This window comes from Azonexus sp. MM2026_4, from assembly GCF_055901855.1.
On sequence record NZ_CM148380.1, the window covers coordinates 1683804 to 1704380 of the forward strand.

Annotated in this window: 22 protein-coding genes; 16 read left to right on the plus strand and 6 right to left on the minus strand. The window is 63.6% G+C overall.

Features of this window, described 5'->3' with window-relative positions; all coding sequences use genetic code 11:
• Positions 1 to 185 precede the first annotated feature (185 nt).
• Positions 186 to 2342: a 5-histidylcysteine sulfoxide synthase gene (ovoA, locus tag AC0KWY_RS07740; RefSeq protein ID WP_474029054.1), complete on the minus strand. Its 2157-nt coding sequence runs from the start codon at positions 2340 to 2342 to the stop codon at positions 186 to 188.
• Positions 2343 to 2495: 153 nt separating this feature from the next.
• Here ovoA and AC0KWY_RS07745 point away from each other — a divergent pair, with 153 nt between their 5' ends.
• The 5 genes from AC0KWY_RS07745 (at position 2496) to AC0KWY_RS07765 (ending at position 8372) form a co-directional block, all read left to right on the plus strand.
• Positions 2496 to 2807 carry a hypothetical protein gene (locus tag AC0KWY_RS07745; protein ID WP_474029055.1) on the plus strand — a complete coding sequence of 104 codons (312 nt, stop codon included), beginning with the start codon at positions 2496 to 2498 and terminating at the stop codon, positions 2805 to 2807.
• 237 nt (positions 2808 to 3044) lie between these two features.
• A complete protein-coding gene (locus AC0KWY_RS07750) occupies positions 3045 to 3494 on the plus strand; it encodes a hypothetical protein (RefSeq protein WP_474029056.1) in 450 nt (149 codons plus the stop codon).
• Positions 3495 to 3728: 234 nt separating this feature from the next.
• Positions 3729 to 4865 (plus strand): macrolide transporter subunit MacA, encoded by a 1137-nt coding sequence (gene macA / locus AC0KWY_RS07755; RefSeq protein ID WP_474029057.1) that lies wholly within the window; start codon positions 3729 to 3731, stop codon positions 4863 to 4865.
• A gap of 162 nt (positions 4866 to 5027) precedes the next feature.
• Complete coding sequence (locus tag AC0KWY_RS07760; protein ID WP_474029058.1) at positions 5028 to 6998, plus strand: MacB family efflux pump subunit; 1971 nt, start codon at positions 5028 to 5030, stop codon at positions 6996 to 6998.
• Positions 6999 to 7010: 12 nt separating this feature from the next.
• A complete protein-coding gene (locus AC0KWY_RS07765) occupies positions 7011 to 8372 on the plus strand; it encodes an efflux transporter outer membrane subunit (RefSeq protein ID WP_474029059.1) in 1362 nt (453 codons plus the stop codon).
• Between the two features lie 50 nt (positions 8373 to 8422).
• Here the strand turns inward: AC0KWY_RS07765 and AC0KWY_RS07770 are convergent, their stop codons facing one another.
• Positions 8423 to 8920 carry a hypothetical protein gene (locus AC0KWY_RS07770; RefSeq protein ID WP_474029060.1) on the minus strand — a complete coding sequence of 166 codons (498 nt, stop codon included), beginning with the start codon at positions 8918 to 8920 and terminating at the stop codon, positions 8423 to 8425.
• Positions 8921 to 9075: 155 nt separating this feature from the next.
• Between AC0KWY_RS07770 and AC0KWY_RS07775 the strand changes: the two genes are divergently transcribed.
• From AC0KWY_RS07775 to ureE, 6 genes are read left to right on the plus strand one after another with little or no spacing between them, the layout of a single operon-like run.
• A complete protein-coding gene (locus AC0KWY_RS07775; RefSeq protein WP_474029061.1) occupies positions 9076 to 9942 on the plus strand; it encodes an urease accessory protein UreD in 867 nt (288 codons plus the stop codon).
• A 10-nt stretch (positions 9943 to 9952) separates the two neighbouring features.
• Complete coding sequence (gene ureA, locus AC0KWY_RS07780) at positions 9953 to 10255, plus strand: urease subunit gamma (protein WP_474029062.1); 303 nt, start codon at positions 9953 to 9955, stop codon at positions 10253 to 10255.
• Between the two features lie 10 nt (positions 10256 to 10265).
• Positions 10266 to 10571 (plus strand): urease subunit beta, encoded by a 306-nt coding sequence (locus AC0KWY_RS07785; protein ID WP_474029063.1) that lies wholly within the window; start codon positions 10266 to 10268, stop codon positions 10569 to 10571.
• Positions 10571 to 12277, plus strand: coding sequence for an urease subunit alpha (gene ureC / locus AC0KWY_RS07790; RefSeq protein ID WP_474029064.1), 1707 nt, complete (start codon positions 10571 to 10573; stop codon positions 12275 to 12277). The genes AC0KWY_RS07785 and ureC overlap by 1 nt, the downstream gene beginning before the upstream one ends.
• Before the next feature lie 8 nt (positions 12278 to 12285).
• Positions 12286 to 12858, plus strand: a complete 573-nt coding sequence (locus AC0KWY_RS07795) for a hypothetical protein (protein ID WP_474029065.1) — start codon at positions 12286 to 12288, stop codon at positions 12856 to 12858.
• Between the two features lie 3 nt (positions 12859 to 12861).
• Complete coding sequence (gene ureE, locus AC0KWY_RS07800; RefSeq protein ID WP_474029066.1) at positions 12862 to 13401, plus strand: urease accessory protein UreE; 540 nt, start codon at positions 12862 to 12864, stop codon at positions 13399 to 13401.
• Positions 13402 to 13436: 35 nt separating this feature from the next.
• On the opposite strand, the gene AC0KWY_RS07805 is transcribed toward ureE, so the two are convergent.
• Genes AC0KWY_RS07805 through AC0KWY_RS07820 form a run of 4 tightly spaced genes read right to left on the minus strand, consistent with a single transcriptional unit; the run spans position 13437 to position 16923 of the window.
• Complete coding sequence (locus tag AC0KWY_RS07805; RefSeq protein ID WP_474029067.1) at positions 13437 to 14357, minus strand: cation diffusion facilitator family transporter; 921 nt, start codon at positions 14355 to 14357, stop codon at positions 13437 to 13439.
• An 8-nt stretch (positions 14358 to 14365) separates the two neighbouring features.
• Positions 14366 to 15118 (minus strand): cytochrome c3 family protein, encoded by a 753-nt coding sequence (locus AC0KWY_RS07810; protein ID WP_474029068.1) that lies wholly within the window; start codon positions 15116 to 15118, stop codon positions 14366 to 14368.
• Positions 15115 to 15708 (minus strand): hypothetical protein, encoded by a 594-nt coding sequence (locus AC0KWY_RS07815; RefSeq protein ID WP_474029069.1) that lies wholly within the window; start codon positions 15706 to 15708, stop codon positions 15115 to 15117. The genes AC0KWY_RS07810 and AC0KWY_RS07815 overlap by 4 nt, the downstream gene beginning before the upstream one ends.
• The gene (locus AC0KWY_RS07820) at positions 15709 to 16923 is read right to left on the minus strand and encodes an FAD-binding oxidoreductase (RefSeq protein WP_474029070.1); all 1215 of its coding nucleotides are present in this window, start codon (positions 16921 to 16923) and stop codon (positions 15709 to 15711) included.
• 144 nt (positions 16924 to 17067) lie between these two features.
• On the opposite strand from AC0KWY_RS07820, the gene AC0KWY_RS07825 reads away from it, so the two are divergent.
• From AC0KWY_RS07825 to AC0KWY_RS07845, 5 genes are all read left to right on the plus strand, one after another.
• The gene (locus AC0KWY_RS07825; RefSeq protein ID WP_474029071.1) at positions 17068 to 17442 is read left to right on the plus strand and encodes a hypothetical protein; all 375 of its coding nucleotides are present in this window, start codon (positions 17068 to 17070) and stop codon (positions 17440 to 17442) included.
• 192 nt (positions 17443 to 17634) lie between these two features.
• Entirely contained in the window at positions 17635 to 17823 is a 189-nt protein-coding gene (locus AC0KWY_RS07830; protein WP_474029072.1) for a hypothetical protein, read from the plus strand.
• Positions 17824 to 18001: 178 nt separating this feature from the next.
• The gene (locus AC0KWY_RS07835; RefSeq protein WP_474029073.1) at positions 18002 to 18199 is read left to right on the plus strand and encodes a hypothetical protein; all 198 of its coding nucleotides are present in this window, start codon (positions 18002 to 18004) and stop codon (positions 18197 to 18199) included.
• Between the two features lie 10 nt (positions 18200 to 18209).
• Positions 18210 to 19442: a PqqD family peptide modification chaperone gene (locus AC0KWY_RS07840; protein ID WP_474029074.1), complete on the plus strand. Its 1233-nt coding sequence runs from the start codon at positions 18210 to 18212 to the stop codon at positions 19440 to 19442.
• Positions 19439 to 20518 (plus strand): nucleotidyltransferase family protein, encoded by a 1080-nt coding sequence (locus tag AC0KWY_RS07845; protein ID WP_474029075.1) that lies wholly within the window; start codon positions 19439 to 19441, stop codon positions 20516 to 20518. Before AC0KWY_RS07840 ends, AC0KWY_RS07845 begins: the two co-directional genes overlap by 4 nt.
• The last annotated feature ends 59 nt before the right edge of the window (positions 20519 to 20577 follow it).

Below are 20577 nucleotides of genomic sequence, written 5' to 3' on the forward strand. Positions count from 1 at the left end.
GGCAAGCGCGGCATTGATTTCGGCACCAGCGCCAGGCGTCACGGATGGACTGACTGCTGTAGCCGTCGAGCATGGCCCTTAATCGGCCGGCAGTTGCGCCTTGCTCTCGGCCAATGCGCGCCACCGCCAAGCGCCTCGCTGATGGCGGCGGCACTCTGGCAGGCTGAACGCGTCGCCCCCGCTGCTCATGAGTTGCGCTTCCATACCGTCACCTCGCTCAGGGTGTGCTGGTGCTTGCGGCGGGTTTCGCGGATGACGAAGGGGACGGCTTGCGGTCCTTCGACGAGGGTGAAGCTGGCGCCGAGGACGTCCTTCAGACCGTCGAGCGTGGAGTAGGACTCGCCGTCCTTCTTGTAGCCGCCGATCCATTCGTCGCGCTTGGTGTATTCCTCCAGCCAGGTGTAGGGCGAGGCCAGCACCAGCAAGCCGCCGGGGTTGAGGCGGGCGGCGACGCTGTCGAGGAAGCGGCGCGGGGCGTACAGACGGTCGATCAGGTTGGCGGCGAGGATGAGGTCGAAGCCGCCGAAGATGTCCTTCAGGTTGCACGCGTCGCCCTGCCAGAACGCCACCCGGCCGGCCGTTTCGGCGAGGCCGAGGCGGTCCAGGCGGCGCTCGTGGTAGCTGACCAGCTCGCCTTCGTCGGGCAGGGTGTAGCGCACGGTGCCGGTTTCCTGCAGACGGATGGCGACCTGGATGAAGCGGGCCGAGAAGTCGATGCCGACGACCTGCTCGAACACCCGCGCCAGTTCGAAGCTGGCCCGGCCGGTGGCGCAGCCGAGGTCGAGGGCGCGCGCCTGCCCGCCGTTGCCGTGGTGGCGATGCGCGGCGATGGCGAGTTCGGCCATCGCCCGGGGGAAGTTGGGCACGCCGAAGGCCGGGTCGCCGTAATGGAATTCGGCGTACTGCGAGACCATGGCGTCGGTTTCGTAAGCGGACACCGGGTTGGTCACCGGCATTTCGCTCGCCACGTAGCGGAAGCCGGCATGCTGGAAGAAGTGGCGCCGGAAGGCGTAGCGCGAGGCAGCGCGGGATTCGTTGCCGGTGGCGATCCAGCTGCCGCCCTTGATGATGTTGTGGCGCTCGTCGAAGGTCGGGCTGGTGAAGTCGTCGTAGATCGGATGCACCGCGAAGCCGTCGAAGGGATAGGTCGGCGTTTCGCACCATTGCCAGACATTGCCGACGACATCGAACAACTCGCCGTGGGCGAAGCGGTTCACCGGGCAACTCGAGGCCCAGTGGTCAAGATGCAGGTTGGCGCTGGCCGGCGCGTCGGGCGGCACGTCGGAGAGCTGCACATGCTCGTGGATGCGGTGCCATTCGTCCTCGCTCGGCAGACGCAGCGGCAGGCCGCTCTGCTCGGTTTTCCAGCGGCAGAAGGCGCGCGCTTCCAGGCAGTTGGTTTCCACCGGCCAGTCCCAGGGCATGGTCACTTCTTCGGCGAGCAGGCGCAGCTTCCAGCCGCCCGGCACGCTGGCGTCGGCCACCCAGAAAGTGGGATGGGTCGCCTGGGCGAAGCGCTTCCAGGCGGCGCCCTCCTCGTCCCAGTAGCGGTCGTCGGCATAGGCGCCGGCATCGACGAACTCGCGGAACTCGCCGTTGCTGACCAGATGGCGGGACGCCTGGAAGGCCGCGACATCCGCCTGGTGCTGGCCGTATTCGTTGTCCCAGCCGTAGAACGGATCGCTCAGGGCGCGACCGAGCACGACCCGGCCGCCGGGAATATCGACCAGCGTATTGACCGGCGCCGGGCCGCTGGCGCGGCAGGGCGCCCAGGCCGGGTGCGGCTTGACGTAGCGCAGGGCATGCTGGCGCATCAGCACGGACGAGGTTTCGAGGTGGATGCGTTCGTGCTCGATCCCCATCAGCACCGCCCAGAACGGATCGTTCCAGCCGATGGGCAGCGCCAGCGGTGTATGGCGGATGACGCCATCGATGACTTGCCGCGCCTGCCGGCGGTAGGCGCGCACCTCGTCGACCGTCGGCCAGTCGTAGCGGGCGTCGTCGAGATCGTCCCAGCTCATTTCATCGACGCCGATGGCGAACATGGATTCCAGGCGCGGGTCGATGCGCTTGTCGATCAGGCCGGCGAGCAGGAACTTGTTGATGAAGAAGGTGGCGGTGTGGCCGAAGTAGAAAATCAGCGGGTGACGCAGGCTGATCGGCTTTGTGTAATACGCCTCGTCGCAGCTCAGCACCTCGAACAGCGATTCATAGCGGTCAAAGGTGGCGTGGAAATAGCGCAGCAACTCGGCGCGCTTGGCTTCGACATCGCTCCCGGCCAGACAGGGGGTGCGCGGGAATCGGGCAAGTTCGGCGGCGCTGCGTTGGGAGGGGGAATTCATGGAAGCACGACCCGGGACGGTTGAATGACGACGCCAGTGTATGGGCAGATTTTGCGCAGGCAAAGTGGGCGCATTGGCTTCCCATCGACGATATCCGTGCCGGGCAAAATCAGGAGATCGCGCGGGTGAGGCAACGCAGGGCTGCCATGCGCCATGCCTGGCGGCGCTGTCGAAGAGGAGCGAGCCCGCCTGCCGCTCCGCCACCAGCCCCGAAATTCAGGGCTGGCGCGCCGTGCAGTGATCTGCACAAGCGAGCGGCAATGTTTCTACGCCTGGGCGCATCGCCACATCACCGCCAGCATGCTCTCCTGCCCCAACCCGATCGACATCCTGCGGCACAAGCTACCCAGCAAGGTCAAAACCGACGACTCGATTCCATGCAATCCGCTTACCCAAACCAGGCCGAAAACCTTGCTGCATCAAAGTGCGGTTCAATCTGAAAAAAGCAGAATCAACGACAATTAAAAATCCCATAAATTCAATACAATAGACGCAAACCCCATAAGCCGCGTCGCCACAAAGCGACAGCAATAACGCCCATTCAGCCTGAATTTACAAATTCGTACAAGATTCAATAAGTATCCCATTTGATTACGTGGTATTTTTTCCCACTGGCATACATTATGCCTACTTCATCCAAGCGAAAGTATTTTTCGCATAAGGGCTGCAAAGCCGACTATCAATATGGACAGGAGAAAATTAGTGAAAAATAGAGGTAAAGATACGGTAACAAAGCTGCGCAAGATCGCTCGCGGCATCGCTTTGATTACCCCGGTTGTCGTTGGCACTCTGTTTGCCGGCAATGCCTTAGCCATCCCGAGTTGTGGCGCCTGCGTCGCGCCACCGCCGCCCAGTCCTCACCCGGCCATGGACAACTGCTCGGCTTGCCACACGGTGCCCACACCGCCGCCGGTCGTCACGCCTCCGCCGGTTGTCACGCCCCCGCCGGTCGTCACGCCTCCGCCGGTTGTCACGCCTCCGCCGGTTGTCACGCCCCCGCCGGTTGTCACGCCCCCGCCGGTTGTCACGCCCCCGCCGGTCGTCACGCCTCCGTCAAACAAACACCACCACAAAGCGAAGGAGGAAAAGCACAACCGTCATGACCGCGAAGCGAAGAAATCCAGCAAGCGCTCCAGCCAGAATGACGACTAATCAAAACCGGATCATCTAAACGATGACAAGGCGATTCCCTCTCCCCCCGCCTGGTTAGGGGGAATCGCCTTCGTTTTGCTCGCAACGATGGCCAGCCGCGCAACTTGCAGCACAATAGCTTTTCCGGAGCTTTCTGTTCTCGCTCCGGGCAGTCGGTACCAGAGATTTCAGAATCGATAAGCGGTCAGGGTGAATCGGATTAGCCGCCGTCACAGAAACAGGTCTCAACGAATCATGCAAAAAATCAATGCCCGGCAAGCGGGCTGGCTGGGCGCCCTGCTGGTTGCGATAGTGCTTGCCGGTTTCGCACTCCAGACCTATTTCGCTGCGACGAAAAAGCAAACCTACCTGACAGCGACTGTCGTGCGCCGGGATCTGGTCAGCTCGGTCATGACCACGGGCAATCTGCAAGCCCAGCAACAAGTCGATGTCGGCGCACGGGTTTCCGGACAACTCAAGTCGCTGAAAGTCAGCCTCGGCGATCGTGTCGTCAAAGGACAATTGCTCGCCGAAATCGATCCGGCCCTGGCCCAGAATGAACTGATCTCGGCCAAAGCCAGCCTGCAAAGCCTCGAAGCCCAGCGGCGGGCGATTGCGGCCAGCCAGTGGCAGGCGGCGATGGCACTGCTCCGCCAGCAGGAAATGCTGAGCCACGAGGCGACTTCCCACCAGGAAGTGGAATCGGCGAGAGCCCAGCTCCAGTCGCTAAATGCCAGCTTCGCTTCGCTCAGCGCCCAGATCGAACAGGCTAAAGCGCTGGTCAATTCGGCAACGACCAATCTGCAATACACGCAAATCACCGCGCCGATGGATGGCGATGTCGTCGCCATCGTCACCCAGGAAGGCCAGACCGTCGTCGCCGCCCAACAGGCACCGGTCATCCTGAAACTGGCCAATCTTGACACCATGACCGTCAAGGCACAGATTTCCGAGGCCGACGTCATCCACATTCAAGCCGGCCAGACGGCCTATTTCACGATTCTCGGTGATGCCGCCGAACGGCATTTCGGCCAGGTCAGCAAGATTGAACCGGCGCCGCAGGAATTCGCGAAAGACAACACAAAAAATGTCGGCCCGATTTTCTATAACGCCCTGTTCGACGTTCCTAACCCCAACCATCGCCTGCGCATCGCCATGACGGCACAGGTCACCGTCGTCCTCAGCGAGGTCAAGAACGTCTTGTGCGTGCCTCTCTCGGCCCTCGGTCAGGCCCAGCCCAACGGTTATTACCCGGTACGCGTGCGCGACAAGAATGGCGAGATTACTTCGCGCATGGTCGCTCCTGGCATCAATGACCGGGTCTGGATCCAGGTCGAAGGCCTCAACGAGGGTGATGAAGTGATCATCGAGGACGGCACTGGGAACACCTAGTGAGCAACTTCGCCAGCCAGGGGGCAAAATGAATATACCGACTTTCGGTGCGGCGCAAGGCGCCAAGCGCAGTCATGGCAAGGGTGAGCCACACGGCCAAAGGACTGAAGACGCATTTTCCTGTCCTGGCATTTGCGAAACAGACCACTAGATCGTCCAGCAATGCTCGAACCCATCCTGCAACTCAAGAACATTGGCAAGCAGTTCAAGGTCGGTGACCAGGACATCGTCGTCCTCAAAAACATCAACCTGACCATCCATGCGGGCACCATGGTGGCGATTGTCGGCGCATCCGGCTCGGGGAAGTCGACGCTGATGAACATACTCGGCTGTCTTGATCGCCCCAGTTCCGGCCGTTACTTCGCCAATAAACAGGACACCGGGAGCTTGAGCAGCGACGAACTGGCCAGGCTGCGCTGCAAGTATTTCGGCTTCATTTTCCAGCAATACCACCTGTTGCCCGGCTTGTCCGCCCTGGAGAATGTCGAGATTCCGGCGATCTACGCCGGCACCCCGAGTCATCAACGCCTGGCCAAGGCCAGCCAGTTGCTCGCCCAGCTTGGCCTGGGCGAGCGCCTGCAACATCGGCCCAGCCAGCTTTCTGGTGGTCAGCAGCAGCGCGTAAGCATCGCCCGCGCCATGCTCAATGGCGGACAGGTGATTCTGGCCGATGAACCGACCGGCGCACTGGACAGCGAAACCGGGCAGGAAATGCTGCAGATCCTGCTTGATCTGCATGCCGGCGGACATACCGTGATCCTCGTTACGCACGACATGAATGTCGCCGCCTACGCTGAACGGATCATCGAACTGCGCGACGGAGCAATCGTCAACGACCGCCCCAATGTCCGCGCCCCAGCACTGCTCGCCGAGAAAAAACGCGAGCCGAACCAAGCCCGGCCGCAAACGCCAGGCGCATTCAGAAGTAAGCTGCTGCACCTTGCCGAAGCTTTCAACATGGCGCGCCTGGCGCTGGTTTCGCAACCTCTGCGTACCGCGCTGACGATGCTCGGCATCATAATCGGCATCGCCTCCGTGGTTTCGATCGAAGCCATCGGCGAAGGCGGGCAACGCCACATCCGGGAAACCATCGGCCCGCTGGTCTCCAACCGCGTCGAACTGCGGCGCGGCAGCGGCTGGGGCGACAGCCAGGCCGAGGGCATTCATACCATGCTGCCCGGCGACATCGATTCGATCCGCGAACAAACCTACGTACACAGCGTAACGCCGATGACCATGGCCAGCTTTCCGTTGCGCTACGGCAATGCCAGCAGCACCGGCATGGTGACCGGCGTTGGCGAGAGCTTCTTTGCCGTGCGTGGCGTCAAGCTGGCCGAAGGCCGGGCCTTCCGTGCGGACGAGATGACACGGCAATCGCAGGTCGTGGTGATCGATCAGGAAGCCCGTCGCGAACTTTTCAAGGCGGGCGAAAACCCGGTCGGCCAGGTCATCATCGTCGGTATCGTGCCGTGCACCGTGATCGGCGTGACCAGCCAGAAAAGCAAGGATCTCTTTTCCGCCTCCGGTCCCAATGTCCTGATGCCCTACAGCACCGCCGGCATCCGCCTGTTCGGCTTTCAGCATTTCGACAGCATCACGGTACGCATCCGCGAGGGGCAGGACAGCCACCTGGCCGAAAAGAACCTGGCCACCCTGCTCGCCTACCGACACGGCTACAAGGATTTTTTCACCAACAACATGGACACCCTGGCCCAGGCCTACGAACAGACGACGCGCTCGATTTCCCTGATGCTCTCGCTGGTCGCCTCGATTGCCCTGCTGGTCGGCGGCATCGGCGTCATGAACATCATGCTCGTCTCGGTCAGCGAACGGACACGGGAAATCGGCATTCGCATGGCGGTCGGCGCCCGGCAAAAGGACATTCTCAGCCAATTCATCGTCGAAGCCGTGGTCATTTGCCTGATTGGCGGCACCCTCGGCATCCTGCTTTCGTTCCTGGGCGACTATGTCTTTTCGCTGTTTGTCACCGTCACCCAATGGAAAATGATCCTGACCTGGCAATCCATCGCCCTGGCATTTTTCTGCTCCAGCCTGGTTGGCCTCACCTTCGGCTTCCTCCCGGCCCGCAAGGCCTCGTTGCTGCATCCCCATGCAGCCTTGTCGAGCGTCTGAAAGATATCCCCGATGAAAAGAATCCTTCTGGTGAGTCTGCTGTTCTCGGGATGTTCGGCCTTGACCTCGCCACCTGCGGAACCGCAAGTACCCGCCCGCTGGACGACGGTAACCAGCAGCAACCAGCAGACGCCGGACACCTGGTGGATCAATTTCGCCGACCCGAAATTGACCGCGCTGATCGAGCAAGCGCTGCGCCACAACAACGACTTTGCCACGGCCGCCCTGCGTGTCCGCCGGGCCCAACTGCTTGCCGCCCAGATCGACACCAACCGCAGCCCCAGTGTTGCCGCCGGCGCAAGCGCGACAAGAACCCATACTTTCGACCCCAATGCCAGCCAGAATGCGAGCGGCGCCAGCGTTGTGCTCAGCTTTGAGCTTGACCTCTGGGGCAAACTGGCCAGCCAGCGCCAGGCGACCCATCTCGAAGCCCGAGCCAGCGAAGCCGATTGCCGAGCCCTGGCCATCTCGCTCGAAGGTACGGCCAGCCAGTTGTACTGGCAACTCGCCTATCTCAACAAATTACTGGCCCTGAGCACTGCCGATATCGACTATGCCCAACGCACGCTCGATCTGACCCGCGTCCGTCATGCTGCCGGAGCGACCTCCAGCCTGAACGTTGCGCAAGCCGAACTCAACTTGTCGTCCCAGGAAGCAACGCGCACCCAGTTTGTCCAGCAGCAGGTCGAAACCCGGCACGCGCTGGCCCTGCTACTGAATCAACCGCCCGATAGCGCAATCGTTGATCCCGGCGATATCGAACAACAGCCCCTGCCCGAGATTGCCGCCGGCCTGCCCGCCGAAATGCTGGCCAACCGCCCGGATCTCCATGCCGCGGAATTTCGCCTGCGCGCCAGCCTGGCCCACATCGATTACACCCGCACCTCCTATTACCCAAGCTTTTCCCTGACCGGCGGATTGGGGACAAGCAGCAACACACTGCTCAACCTGCTGCAAAACCCGGCGGCAACCCTAGGGGTCGGTCTGAGCCTGCCCTTTATCCAGTGGAATACGACGCAACTAGCCATCCGCGTCTCCGAGAACCAGTACGAAGAAGCCGTGATCAACTACCGCCAGCGCCTCTACAACGCCCTGGCCGAAGTCGAAGACAGCCTGTCGGCGCGCACCCAGCTCATGGCCGAAGGGAAAAAGCTGGACCAGGCAATCGAGCAGGCCAAACGCGCCGAAGCGATTGCTCAGTCACGGTTCAAGGCAGGCATGACCGATGTCCAGTTGTGGCTGGATGCCCAGGCCAGGCAACGCGTCAGCGAACGCGCCCGGCTCCTGAACCGGTTCCGCCAGCTGAACAATCTGGCGACGCTATATCGGGCTCTCGGTCTGGGTGGGGCATCCGAAGCGGTCGCCTGCCACTAACAGGGCGTTGAAAAAACGGCGGTTTCAAAAACGCCCTCCCTCCCGGCAACTCAGCGCTGGCGTGCCTTGCTTGACTTGGACTTCGGCATGGGCTTGCGCACCCGCTGGCCAGGGCGCGACTGGGTTTCGGGTTTCGGCTTGGGCATCAGCAGGTTGGCGGCGGGTCCGGCGGCGGCGGCGCGGTGCGACTGGATGGCGGACTGCCAAGGCGCGGCATCGATGGCGACGGGGATTTCCGGTGTCGCCGCGTTGTAGCCGGCGAGCAGGCCGCGCAGCGCAGCCAGGCGCAGCGCGCTGTCGCCCCGCCGCGGCAGCGCTTCGACCAGTTGCTCGGCGGCCGGCGCCAGGCGGATGCCGTCGTCGCCACCGGCAACCAGGCCGGCGCCGTCGAGGCTGGCAAAGGCGGCGGCGAACTCGGCGGCGCTGGGCAGGCTGCCCTGAATCAATTCGACCGCCGCAACGATGGTCGCCGGTTCGGCCGGCCGGCGCTTGGCGGCAACCGAGACGGCCAGCAGGAGAAGCAGTTCGTGATCGTGGATGGGGGACATGGAAAACCTTTGCTGGAAATGGCGCCGCTCGGAACTCGATGCGCGGCCGAAGCCGACAGTGTACCGGTTAGGCCCGCCACCGCACGATCGACTTATACGGATTATGCGTAGTCCTGCGTATTCCCCGCCGCCAGCCCTTCCCGGATAATCCGCCCATGACTTCGCGCCTCCCCGTTTTCCAGGCGGACAGCACGGCCACCTGGCACGCCGAGTTGCACCTTGCCTTCGCCCGGCAGGGCGCCCGCAGCGTACTGCGCGAAAACCGCCACCGCGGCCCGCTGCGCGTGCAGAAGGCGCTCTACCCGGAAGGCGACGCCGTCTGCCAGACGCTGCTGCTGCATCCGCCCTCCGGCATCGCCGGCGGCGACCATCTGGCCATCGACATCGCCGTCGACCGCGACAGCCACGCCCAGATCACCACGCCGGGCGCCGGCAAGTGGTACCGCTCGGGCGGCGCCGCGGCGTCGCAGACGGTGACGCTGAACGTCGCTGCCGGCGCGACGCTGGAATGGCTGCCGCAGGAGAGCATCGTCTTCGACGGCGCGATTGCCCGCATGGATACCCGCGTCACGCTCGCCGCCGACAGCCGCTACCTCGGCTGGGACATCCTCTGCCTGGGCCGCGCCGCGGCCGGCGAACGCTTCGACCACGGGCGCTTTGACCTGCACTGCCGCATCGAGCGCGCCGGCAAACCGCTGTGGATCGAGCGCGGCAGCGTCGCCGGCGGCGACGCCATGCTCGCCAGCCCGGCTGGCTGGGCCGGCGCGACGGTGTGCGGCACGCTGCTATGCAGCTTTCCGGAACTGCCGCAACAGGCCGCCGCCCTGCTCGAAGCGCTGCGTACATTGACGCCCAGCGATGGCGCCCGCCACGGCATCACCGCCCCGCCCGGCCTGCTGATTGCCCGTTACCTCGGCGACAACAGCGAAGCCGCCCGGCTGTGGTTCGCCGAACTGTGGAAAATCCTGCGTCCGGCCTGCTGCGGCCGACCGGCCGTGCTGCCCCGAATCTGGAATACCTGAAGGAGTCGTTATGGAACTGACACCGCGTGAGAAAGACAAGCTGCTGATTTTTACTGCCGGTCTGCTCGCCGAGCGGCGGCTGGCCAAGGGCCTGAAGCTGAACTACCCGGAAGCCGTCGCGCTGATCACCTGCGCGATCATGGAAGGCGCCCGCGAAGGCAAAACCGTCGCCGAACTGATGCACGCCGGCACCCAGGTGCTGACCCGCGCCGATGTGATGGACGGCATCGCGGAGCTGATCCCGGAAATCCAGGTCGAAGCGACCTTCCCGGACGGCACCAAGCTGGTCACGGTCCATAACCCGATTGTTTGAGGAGAACACGATGATCCCCGGAGAACTCCTCGCCGAACCCGGCGAACTTGAACTCAACGCCGGCCGCCCGACGATCACGCTGGTCGTCGCCAACACTGGCGACCGCCCGATCCAGGTCGGCTCGCACTACCACTTCTACGAAACCAACGCCGGCCTCAGCTTCGACCGTGAAGCGGCGCGCGGCTACCGCCTCGACATCGCTGCCGGCACCGCCGTGCGCTTCGAGCCGGGCCAGACGCGCACCGTGCAACTGGTCACGCTGGCCGGCGAGCGCAAGGTCTATGGTTTCCGCGGCCTGATTCAGGGAGCACTGTGATGGCAAACAAGATTACCCGTCAGGCTTATGCCGAAATGTTCGGCCCGACGACCGGCGACCGTCTCCGTCTGGCTGACACCGACCTCATCATCGAGGTCGAGAAGGACTACACGATCTACGGCGAGGAAGTGAAATTCGGTGGCGGCAAGGTCATCCGCGATGGCATGGGCCAGAGCCAGCGCGTTTCCGCTGAAACGGTCGATACCGTGATCACCAATGCGCTGATCGTCGATGCCGTGACCGGCATCGTCAAGGCCGACATCGGCTTGAAGGACGGCCGCATCGCCGCCATCGGCAAGGCCGGCAACCCGGACATCCAGCCCGGCGTGACCATCGTGGTCGGTCCCGGCACCGAGGTGATTGCCGGCGAAGGCATGATCGTCACCGCTGGCGGCATCGACAGCCACATCCATTTCATCTGCCCGCAGCAGATCGACGAGGCCTTGTATTCGGGCGTGACGACGATGATCGGCGGCGGCACCGGGCCGGCCACCGGCACCTTCGCCACGACCTGCACGCCCGGCCCCTGGCACATCCTCCGCATGCTCGAAGCCGCCGACGCCTTCCCGATGAACCTCGGCTTCCTCGGCAAGGGCAACGCCAGCCTGCCGGAAGCGCTGCGCGAGCAGGTCGAGGCCGGCGCCATCGGCTTGAAGCTGCACGAGGACTGGGGCACGACGCCGGCCGCCATCGACTGCTGTTTGAGCGTGGCCGACGAGATGGACGTGCAGGTCGCCATCCATACCGATACGCTGAACGAATCGGGCTTCGTCGAAGCGACGATAGCCGCCTTCAAGGGCCGCACCATCCACACCTTCCACACCGAAGGCGCCGGCGGCGGCCACGCACCGGACATCATCAAGGCCACCAGTCTGGCCAACGTACTGCCCAGCTCGACCAACCCGACGATGCCGTACACGGTGAACACCATCGACGAGCACCTCGACATGCTGATGGTTTGCCACCACCTCGATTCGAGCATCGCCGAGGACGTCGCCTTTGCCGAATCGCGCATCCGCCGCGAGACCATCGCCGCCGAAGACATCCTGCACGACATGGGCGTCTTCTCGATGATGTCGTCCGACTCGCAGGCCATGGGCCGCGTCGGCGAGGTGATCATCCGCACCTGGCAGGCGGCGCACAAGATGAAGGTCCAGCGCGGCACCTTGCCGGAAGACACTGCCCGCCACGACAACTTCCGCGTCAAGCGCTACATCGCCAAGTACACCATCAACCCGGCACTGACGCATGGCATCGCCCACACCGTCGGCTCCATCGAAGTCGGCAAGCTGGCCGACCTGGTGCTGTGGAAGCCGGCCTTCTTCGGCGTCAAACCGTCGCTGATTTTGAAGGGCGGCATGATCGCTGCTGCCGCGATGGGCGACCCCAACGCCTCGATCCCGACGCCGCAGCCGGTGCACTACCGGCCGATGTTCGGCAGCTTCGGCAAGGCGCTGAAGACCTCGGTGACCTTCGTCTCGCAGGCGGCGCTGCAAAATCCGGCCATCAAGGCGCTGGGCCTTGCCAAACCGCTAGTCGCCGTCTCCGGCACGCGCACGCTGAAGAAATCCGACATGGTGCACAACGGCGCCACCCCGGAAATCACCGTCGATCCCGAAACCTACGTGGTCAAGGCCGACGGCGTGCACCTGGTCTGCGAACCGGCCACCGAACTGCCGCTGGCGCAGCGCTACTTCCTGTTCTGAGCATGCGCTTGTCCTTCCCCTGCATCGCCCTCGGCTGGCTCGCCTGCCTGCCGCTGGGCGTTGTGCACGCCGAACCGGAGAAACCGCCGGCGGAGCTTCTCCCGCTGCTGCCTAAGGGCACCCAGTTGCTCGATTGGCAAAACGCCGACCTGGACAACGACGGTCGCCCCGATGTTCTGTTGATCCACGAAGCCGCCGAAGACGATGGCCAGCGCACGCTGCTCATCGCCTTGCGCCAGTCGGATGGCCGGCTCAACGTGGTCAAGCGCAACGACAAGGTGGTGTTTTGCCGGCAATGCGGCGGAATTTTTGGTGACCCCTACGAAAGCCTCGAAGCAGGCAAAGGGCGATTCACGGTCCATCACTACGGCGGCAGCAACTGGCGCTGGGCCTTCAGCTTCGATTTTGCCTATTCGCGCCGCGACAAAACCTGGCAACTGGTGCGCGTTGACGAGTCGTCCTTCCACACCTCGGCGCCGGACAACATGAAAACCCGTACCTACAAACCGCCGCGCGACTTCGGCAAGATCGATTTCGCCGACTTCGATCCGGACAACTTCAAGGGCGTTGGCCCCAAATAATTCATGCTCATCCTCAACCGACGCACCACCGCCCCCGCCACCGATTCTGTCGCCCTTGCCTACGACGAGAGAAAGCGCAGCCGGCTCAAAGTGACGCTGGCTTCCGGCGTTGAAGCCGGCATTTTTCTTGAGCGCGGCGACCATCTGCACGGCGGCGACAAGCTGGCGGCGGAAGACGGTTCGGCCGTTGTCGAAATCCTCGCCGCGCCGGAAAAGCTGATCGAGGCCGTCGCCGACAGCCCGCTGCTGTTCGCCCGCGCCGCCTATCACCTGGGCAACCGGCACGTGCCGGTACAAATTCTGCCGACCGCGAATGGCGGCAAGCTGCGTTTCCAGACCGACCACGTGCTGGCCGACATGGCGCGCGGGCTGGGTTGCGCGATCAGCGAGACGGAAGCATCCTTCCAGCCGGAATCCGGTGCGTATGGTTCACACGGCGGTCATCATCACCACGGCGACGAGCCCGAGCACGCCGACCTGCACGACCCCGGCCACGGCCCGCACCGTTCTGTGCCGAAGATCCACGAGTTCCGCAAGCGCTGAGACGGCGGCCCGGCGGCGGCCGCTTCCTGTGCCGGCTAGGGGCGGTCGAGTTCGAGATCGGCCAGCGAGCCGGCGTCCTCGATCGGTTCGAGATGGGTCAGCACATGCGAGCGCGGCACCGCGGCACGGATGCCGGCCTCGATTTCCTCGACCAGGTCGTGCCCCTGCTGCACCGTCCATTGTCCGGGCACCAGAACGTGCAGGGTGATGAAGGCGCGCGCCCCCGACTGCCGCGTGCGCAGCGCGTGGAAGGCCAAGCCGCGCTGGCGATAGCCGGCGAGCAGCGCTTCGACGGCGGCCACCTGTTCGGCCGGCAAGGCGGCGTCGAGCAGACCGTCGGCCGAACGGCGCACCAGTTGGTAGCCGGTCCACAGGATGTTGATCGCCACCGCCACCGCCAGCAGCGGGTCGAGCCACAGCCAGCCGGTGAGCCAGACCAGGCCGACGCCGAGGATGACGCCGACCGAGGTCCACACGTCGGTCATCAGATGGTGGGCGTCGGCTTCCAGCGAGATCGAGTTGTGCCGCCGCCCGACCGCCATCAGCACCCGCGCCACCGCGAGGTTGATCAGCGACGCTGAGAGTGAAATGACCAGACCGACGCTGACCGATTCCAGCGGCTGCGGGTCGAACAGACGACTGAGCGCCGCGTAGGCGATGCTGACGGCGGCGACCAGGATCAGGAAACCCTCGAAGGCGCTGGAAAAATACTCGGCCTTGCCATGGCCGTGCGGGTGCTTGTCGTCGGCCGGCGCTTCGGCCAGCGCCAGCATCCACAAGGCCATCAGCGCACCGGCCAGGTTGACGAAGGATTCGATGGCGTCGGACAGCAGGCCGACCGAGCCGGTCATCTGCCAGGCCCAGCCCTTGAGCAGGATGGTGGAAACGGCAGCGGCGATGGACAGCCAGGCGTAGCGTTGCAGCGAGGCCGGCGCGTTGGTGTTTCGTTCAGTCATGGTTTCCTTCAATCATCATCGTCATCTCCGTGCCGCCCCTCGCGGCGCGATTCCCCATGTTTGCCCCGACCGCGGATGTCGTGTTCGTCGGCGCTGCGATGGCATTCGGTGCAGTTGCTGTAGTCGCGGATTCCTTCCTCGATATGTTCGCGGCGGATGTTTTCCTGCGTATGTTCATGGCAACCGTAGCAAGTGTAACGGCGGTAATCGCTGCCCAGGTGACAGGTCGCGCACTGGACGTTGTGCTTGCGGTCGAGCACGAAGTACTCGCGGTGATCGAAAGTCGCCGGCCGCCATTTCTGCTGGCCGTGGCAACTGCTGCATTCGCCGCTGATCTGCCGGTGCAGCTTGTCGCGCGGCGCCTCGTGGCAACTGCGGCACGCGCCGCGCGTCGCCCGGTCGAGCAGATTGTGGTCGAAACGGCCGCTGCTGCGGAAGCGCTTCACGCCGGCATGGTCGCTGTGGCAGGCAACGCAATCGCTGCTCGCCAGCTTCTGGTGGAAAGCTGTCTTGGTCAGCGGCTTGGCGAGCGGCTGGCCGGTCGTCGTCAGGCGGCCGATCTCTTCCGGCTTGTGGCAGCTCGCGCAGCGCTCAGAGGCGCTGCCGAAAAACGGCGCGTGACAGGCGAAGCAATCGCTTTCCAGCTTGGCGTGCCCCGGAATCAGCTTGCCCGGCGCCAGCATCAGGTGCGGATAGACGAAGACCAGCACGGTAGCGACCAGCAGGTTGAGGGCCAGGATGATCTTGACGATGCGCTTCATTTCCAGCCCCAGAACAGGAAGATGCTGAAGATATGGCCCAGCGCCAGCACGGCGAAGACGATGAAGATCGGGATGTGCACCTTGCGCCAGCGGCTCATCGCATCGAGCGTCACGGCGTCCCAGAACACGGCGCGCTCCACTTCATCCTTCGCCAGGCCGCTCTGTTCGTGCTGCTCGCGCTGGCCGACCAGGTATTCGCGCGCCCGCCCCAGCAGCAGCTTGCCGACCATGCCGCTGATCACGTTCACGCCCATCGCCACCGTCGCCAGCCAGGGCAGGATGGCGTTGAAATGGATGCCGGCGTGCAGCAGCACCATCAGCGAGCCCAGCCAGGCGGTGATTTCGTGCAGGTTGAGCAGGGTCCGGGGATTGCCGGAAAGGATGTACTTGCGCTTGCGCAGCGAATAGACCAGCGAACCGATGATCAGCAGGGTGCCGGGAATGCCGAGATAGCGGCCGACCCAGACCAGGTTGAAACGGTGCAGCAGGAAATCCCCGGCCAGGGTGGCCGCGCCCAGCAGGCCGAGCAACAGGGAAAAAGGCAGGATGTGCCGGCGCCAGAGCGAACTGGTGGTGAGCATCGCAGTCATTCAGGCCTCCAGGGTCAGGCTGGTTTTCGGCAGCGCGGAGCACAACAGGCAATACCCGGGCGGCAGATCGAAATCCGGCGGATGGCGGTAACTCACCTCGCCGGCGCTGACCCGCGTCTGACAACTGCCGCAGGCGCCGGCGCGACAGCCGGAATCGACCGCCACGCCGTTCGCTTCGGCTAGTTCCAGCAGGCTGCCGAAGCTCGCCTGCCATACCGCCTGGCGGCCCGAGCGGGCGAAATTGACGACGATCTCTTGCCCGGCCGGCACGCTGGCCGCTGCTGCCGCCGCCGGCCGCGGCAGCGAAGCCGGACCGAAGGCTTCGTAGTGGATGGACGATTCCGGCACGCCCCAGGCGGCAAGGTCGCCGACCACGCTCTCCATCATCGGCAAGGGGCCGCAGATGTAGAATTGCCAGGCCTTGAGCGGCAGCAACTGGCGCATCAGCGCCACCGACAAGCGCCCGCGGTGCTGGTAATCGACGCCCTCGCGTTCTTCCGGCAGCGGATCGCTGAAACAGTAATGCAGACGGAAATTCGGATGCGCGGCGGCCAACGCCGCCAGCCGGGCCGGCTCGATCAGCTCGCGCGCATTTCGCACGCCCAGGAACAGCCAGACCTCACGCCCGGGCTGGGCGGCCAGGCTCCAGGCGAGCATCGACAGCAGCGGCGTGATGCCGATGCCGCCAGCGACCAGCACCACCGGTTCCATGCTCCGGTCGAGATGGAAATGGCCGGCCGGCGCGCGGACCTGCAACTGCGTGCCGGGCTGCACATGATCGTGAAAATGGTTCGATGCGCGCCCGCCCGTGACCCGTTTGATCGAAACCCGGTAGCGATCGCGGCGCGGCGCGTCCGACAGCGAATAGCAGCGGACGATCTCTTCGCCCGACGCCAAGATGAGCTTGAAAGTCAGGAACTGACCGGGCAGAAATTCGGGCAAGGCCACGCCGTCGACCGGCTGCAGATGGAAGGAGCAAACCGACTGCGCCGCATCCTCGACGGTTTTCTCCACCACCCGGAAATCCCGCCAACCGGACCAGCCGGCGCTGGCCGGCTGTTCGTCCGGCACCGCCGCGAACGCTGCCGCAGGGATACCGGCTACGCCCAGCGCACGATAATCGCGCCAGTGGTGGCGCAGCGTGACCGCCAGCCAGAGCAGCAACTGGAGGGCGATGCCGAGGACGATCCAGAGCACCAGGGACAGGGAGGTCATGACATTCTCGATGGTGGCTGCGGGCGCAATGCCCCATGCTAGCTCGCTCGCAAGAGCGGAATATTGTTCGGAGAAGCTTTTTTTGCAGCGCACAAGGCGTTGAATGCGGGCAAGTCTGCCGCCGGTGTGATGAACGCGACCTGAATGCGACGCTGCATCGCTGAAATCGGCGAGCAATATCAAGCAGATCTTGCACAGCCTGCGCAACGACAGGCTGGGCTGAAAATCGCTTGTGCGCGAGGCACAGGCACGCCAGAATGCAAGCGCTTTGGTTTGCGCAGCACTTCAGCTTCACGCGCTGAAACTGCCGGCTTAGCCGATACAACGACAGGAAACGAAATGAAGAACACCGACGCGCAAACTGCTGAAAATGTGATTCCCGAGGACCAGGTAACGCCGCAGCAAGGCGATACCGTTTCGTTGCAGCGCCGCGAAGCCATGAAAAGGATCGGCCAAAAGGCATCCTATATTGCCCCCGCAACGCTTGCCCTGTTTTCCATGCAAGCAAGAGCATCCTGATCACCTGGCCCGCAGGAAATGAATGAAGAGAGCCGTCCGGAGATGCTGCCGCTCAACCACACGGACTCTCGCCAAAACCACAAGAAACCGTGACAGAAGAGGCATCCCGAGCGATGAAGCGAGAGATGCGGCGTGCCATCGGAAAAATGGAATCAACGGGATTTCGCCGGCGAGATTCCTCAAGGAGACAAAATGAAGAACACCCATGATCACCAGCAAACTGCCGAAAACAACCTGCTTGCGGCTGATGCAGAAGCGCAGCCCGGCGACGCTGTTTCGCTGAAGCGCCGCGAAGCCTTGAAAAAAATTGCCAAGAAGGCATCGTATGCCGCACCGGCGACGCTGGCCCTGTTTTCCATGCAGGCGAGAACGGCATCCTGACCGTCCGCCGCGCTTGATCTCCCCTTCCCCCGGAGCGGACAGCGTTCCGGCGAGCCCATCCGCAAACCGTCCAGGTTCATGCATGACGAAACGCTCGCCAGGATGGTGCGCGTCGCCCCGTAAATTCGGAGAAATTTCAACTGAACAGCGTTGACTCCAAGAGAAGCCCGAAAAGAACATGAAACAGACCAACGAACATCGACAAGCCACTGGCGTCGCTTTGCCGGCGGCCCATTCCGAAACGGCACAAGGCGATACGGTTTCGTTGAAACGCAGAGAGGCAATGTTGCGGATTGCCAAAAAGGTCTCTTACGCGGCCCCTGCGACGCAGGCTCTATTGTCCGTCAAGGCAAGCGCCTGCAGCCTTACCTGCTAGAGCCCGTTTCATGACGGGTATCGCGGCATCGGAAGCCTTTTACGCAAGGCTGCTGGAAGAGCATCTGGTCCTGGTCGATCAGGAACGCGCCGAGTTGGGTGTGCTCAATCCAACGGCCGCCATTCTCTGGCTGCTGCTTGATGAAAGCATCCGCGATCTGGACAGTTTGAGCGCAGCTTGCGCCGAACTGATCGACGACACCCCCGACGATCTCACCGCGACGGTAGAAAGCACCCTGACCGAATGGCTGGCAAGAGGCTGGCTTGAAGAAATCCAGGGCGGCTACCGGATCACCCGACGCCCCTGCGTTGCGCGGGACCCGGATCGTGACCGTGGCACCTGGCATCCGGCCGACAAACGCCTGCCGGACCATGTCGTCGTCTCGCAACTGGCGCTTCGCCTGGGCGGGAAGTCCTTCAGCGTCGATTTAGGCGATACCGGCGCCCCGGGCAACCCCTATACCCTGGCCAGGGTGCGGGGCGTGCTCTCCGGCATGATTGCTGCCGCCGAAAACGAAAATCCGATCCCGTTGCGCTGGATTCATGACGGGGAAGCTTTCTGGCTGGCCAGCAGGGACTCGGTGTTGTGGACCGGTGACGAAAGCTTTGCCATTTCCAGCCTGGTCACCGCCCTGCTCCAGCCTGCCTATGCCGAGCAAGGCCTGTTTGCCACCATGCACGCGGCGGCGGTTTCCCGGGCGGGGTCCGTCCTTTTGCTGCCGGGCGTCTCGGGCGCCGGGAAAAGCACCCTGACGGCCTATCTGGTCGCCCATGGCTGGGGCTATCTGGGTGACGACATCGTTGCGCTGGGACGCCCGTCCCAAGGCAAGGACTTCGAGGTCCACCCCTTCCCGTCGGCGATCGGCCTCAAACCGGGAAGCTGGCCCACGCTGCGCCCTCATTACCCGAGTATCGACACTCTGCCCGTCGTCCCTTACGCCGACCGGCAGGCGCGTTTTCTGCCCATCGGCGGCAATCGCGTTCCAACAGAAGCGCGCCAATCATTGCGCGCCATCCTGTTGCCCAGGTTCTCCCCCGGGGCCACGCTTGAGATCACGCCGATCCCCCCCGTGCAAACCCTTTGCGAATTGATCAGTGCCGGGGTGACCACCAGGCAAACCATGGACATGGCACATGCCGAAATCCTGCTGGAAATGCTCGAAAAGCTCCCCGCCTACAAATTGACCTATGGCGACCTCGATGCCGTAGCAAATGGACTGGAAGGCCTGGTGAAATGCCAGTGACGCGCAAGGAAGCCTACTCGCTGCTTTGCCGTATCCTGGCCCCCGCCAGCGATGATGCGATTCCGGAAGTGAGTCCCGAAGACCCGCGTTGGCCAATTCTGTTCGAGTTGGCGGACACCCATCTCGTACTGCCTGAACTGCTCCCCCGACTGATCGACAGGGGCTTGCAGGAGAACGTACCCGAAGCAATGCTGGACTGCCTTGTCGAGGTGGGCCAGATGATGGCGACACGCCAGGCCGGGCTTCTGGCACAGATGAAGGAAATCAATGTTGCCTTTGCCGAGGCCGACATCCTGCCGGTCTGGTTGAAAGGCGCGGCCTTGATGAGCGAACCGGAAGGACAGGCGCGCCCGCGATTGATGAGCGACATCGATGTCTGGGTTCCATCGCCAAGGAAACAGGCCGATGCCCTGGCCGTTCTGTCGCGTCTGGGCTACAGGACGGACAGTCTGGCGGCAACGACCGACTGGCAGGACTCCCATCATTACGCGCCGCTATACCACCCGGAGCGCCCGATGCGCCTGGAACTGCATCGCCACATCGTGCGCAAGTCGTTCGGCGACCTGTTGCCGGACGACCGGGCGCTGGCGCGCTGCGAACCTGCGACGCTGGATGGACTGCCGATCGCCCGCCTGGCGCTGGCCGACCGGGTCATGCACAGCTTGATCCAGTGTTCGTTGATGAGCACCCCGCCGATCGAAACGGGCCAGCTAAGGCTGATGAAACTGCTCGACCTGGCCAGACTGATAGCCCGCGGCGGGCCGCATCATGCACTGGCACCGGAAGTGGTGGAAACGCTGCGCGCTTGCCCCCGGCCTTTACGCAAGCCGATACAGCGTTTCCTGACGCTGTTCGAGCGCGATTTCCTGGTTGCCAATCCGCTTGGCAAGGACACCCGGTATTGCGAAATCGTCGATTATTGCCTGCTGCATGACCATCCTCCCCCCTCGGTCATGATGCGCCTCCTGTTGCAGCCCCCCGCCAGTTGGCGCCAGGTTCTACGCGAACCCGGCGCAATTGGAAGCAAGGTCGCCCGGCGCATTCGTAACTCGCTCAATCCGAGCAACCCGACGTAGCGCGACTGCGCTTGCGCCGGGAAGGAAAGGCTTCCCGACACCACCTGGGAACTTTCACG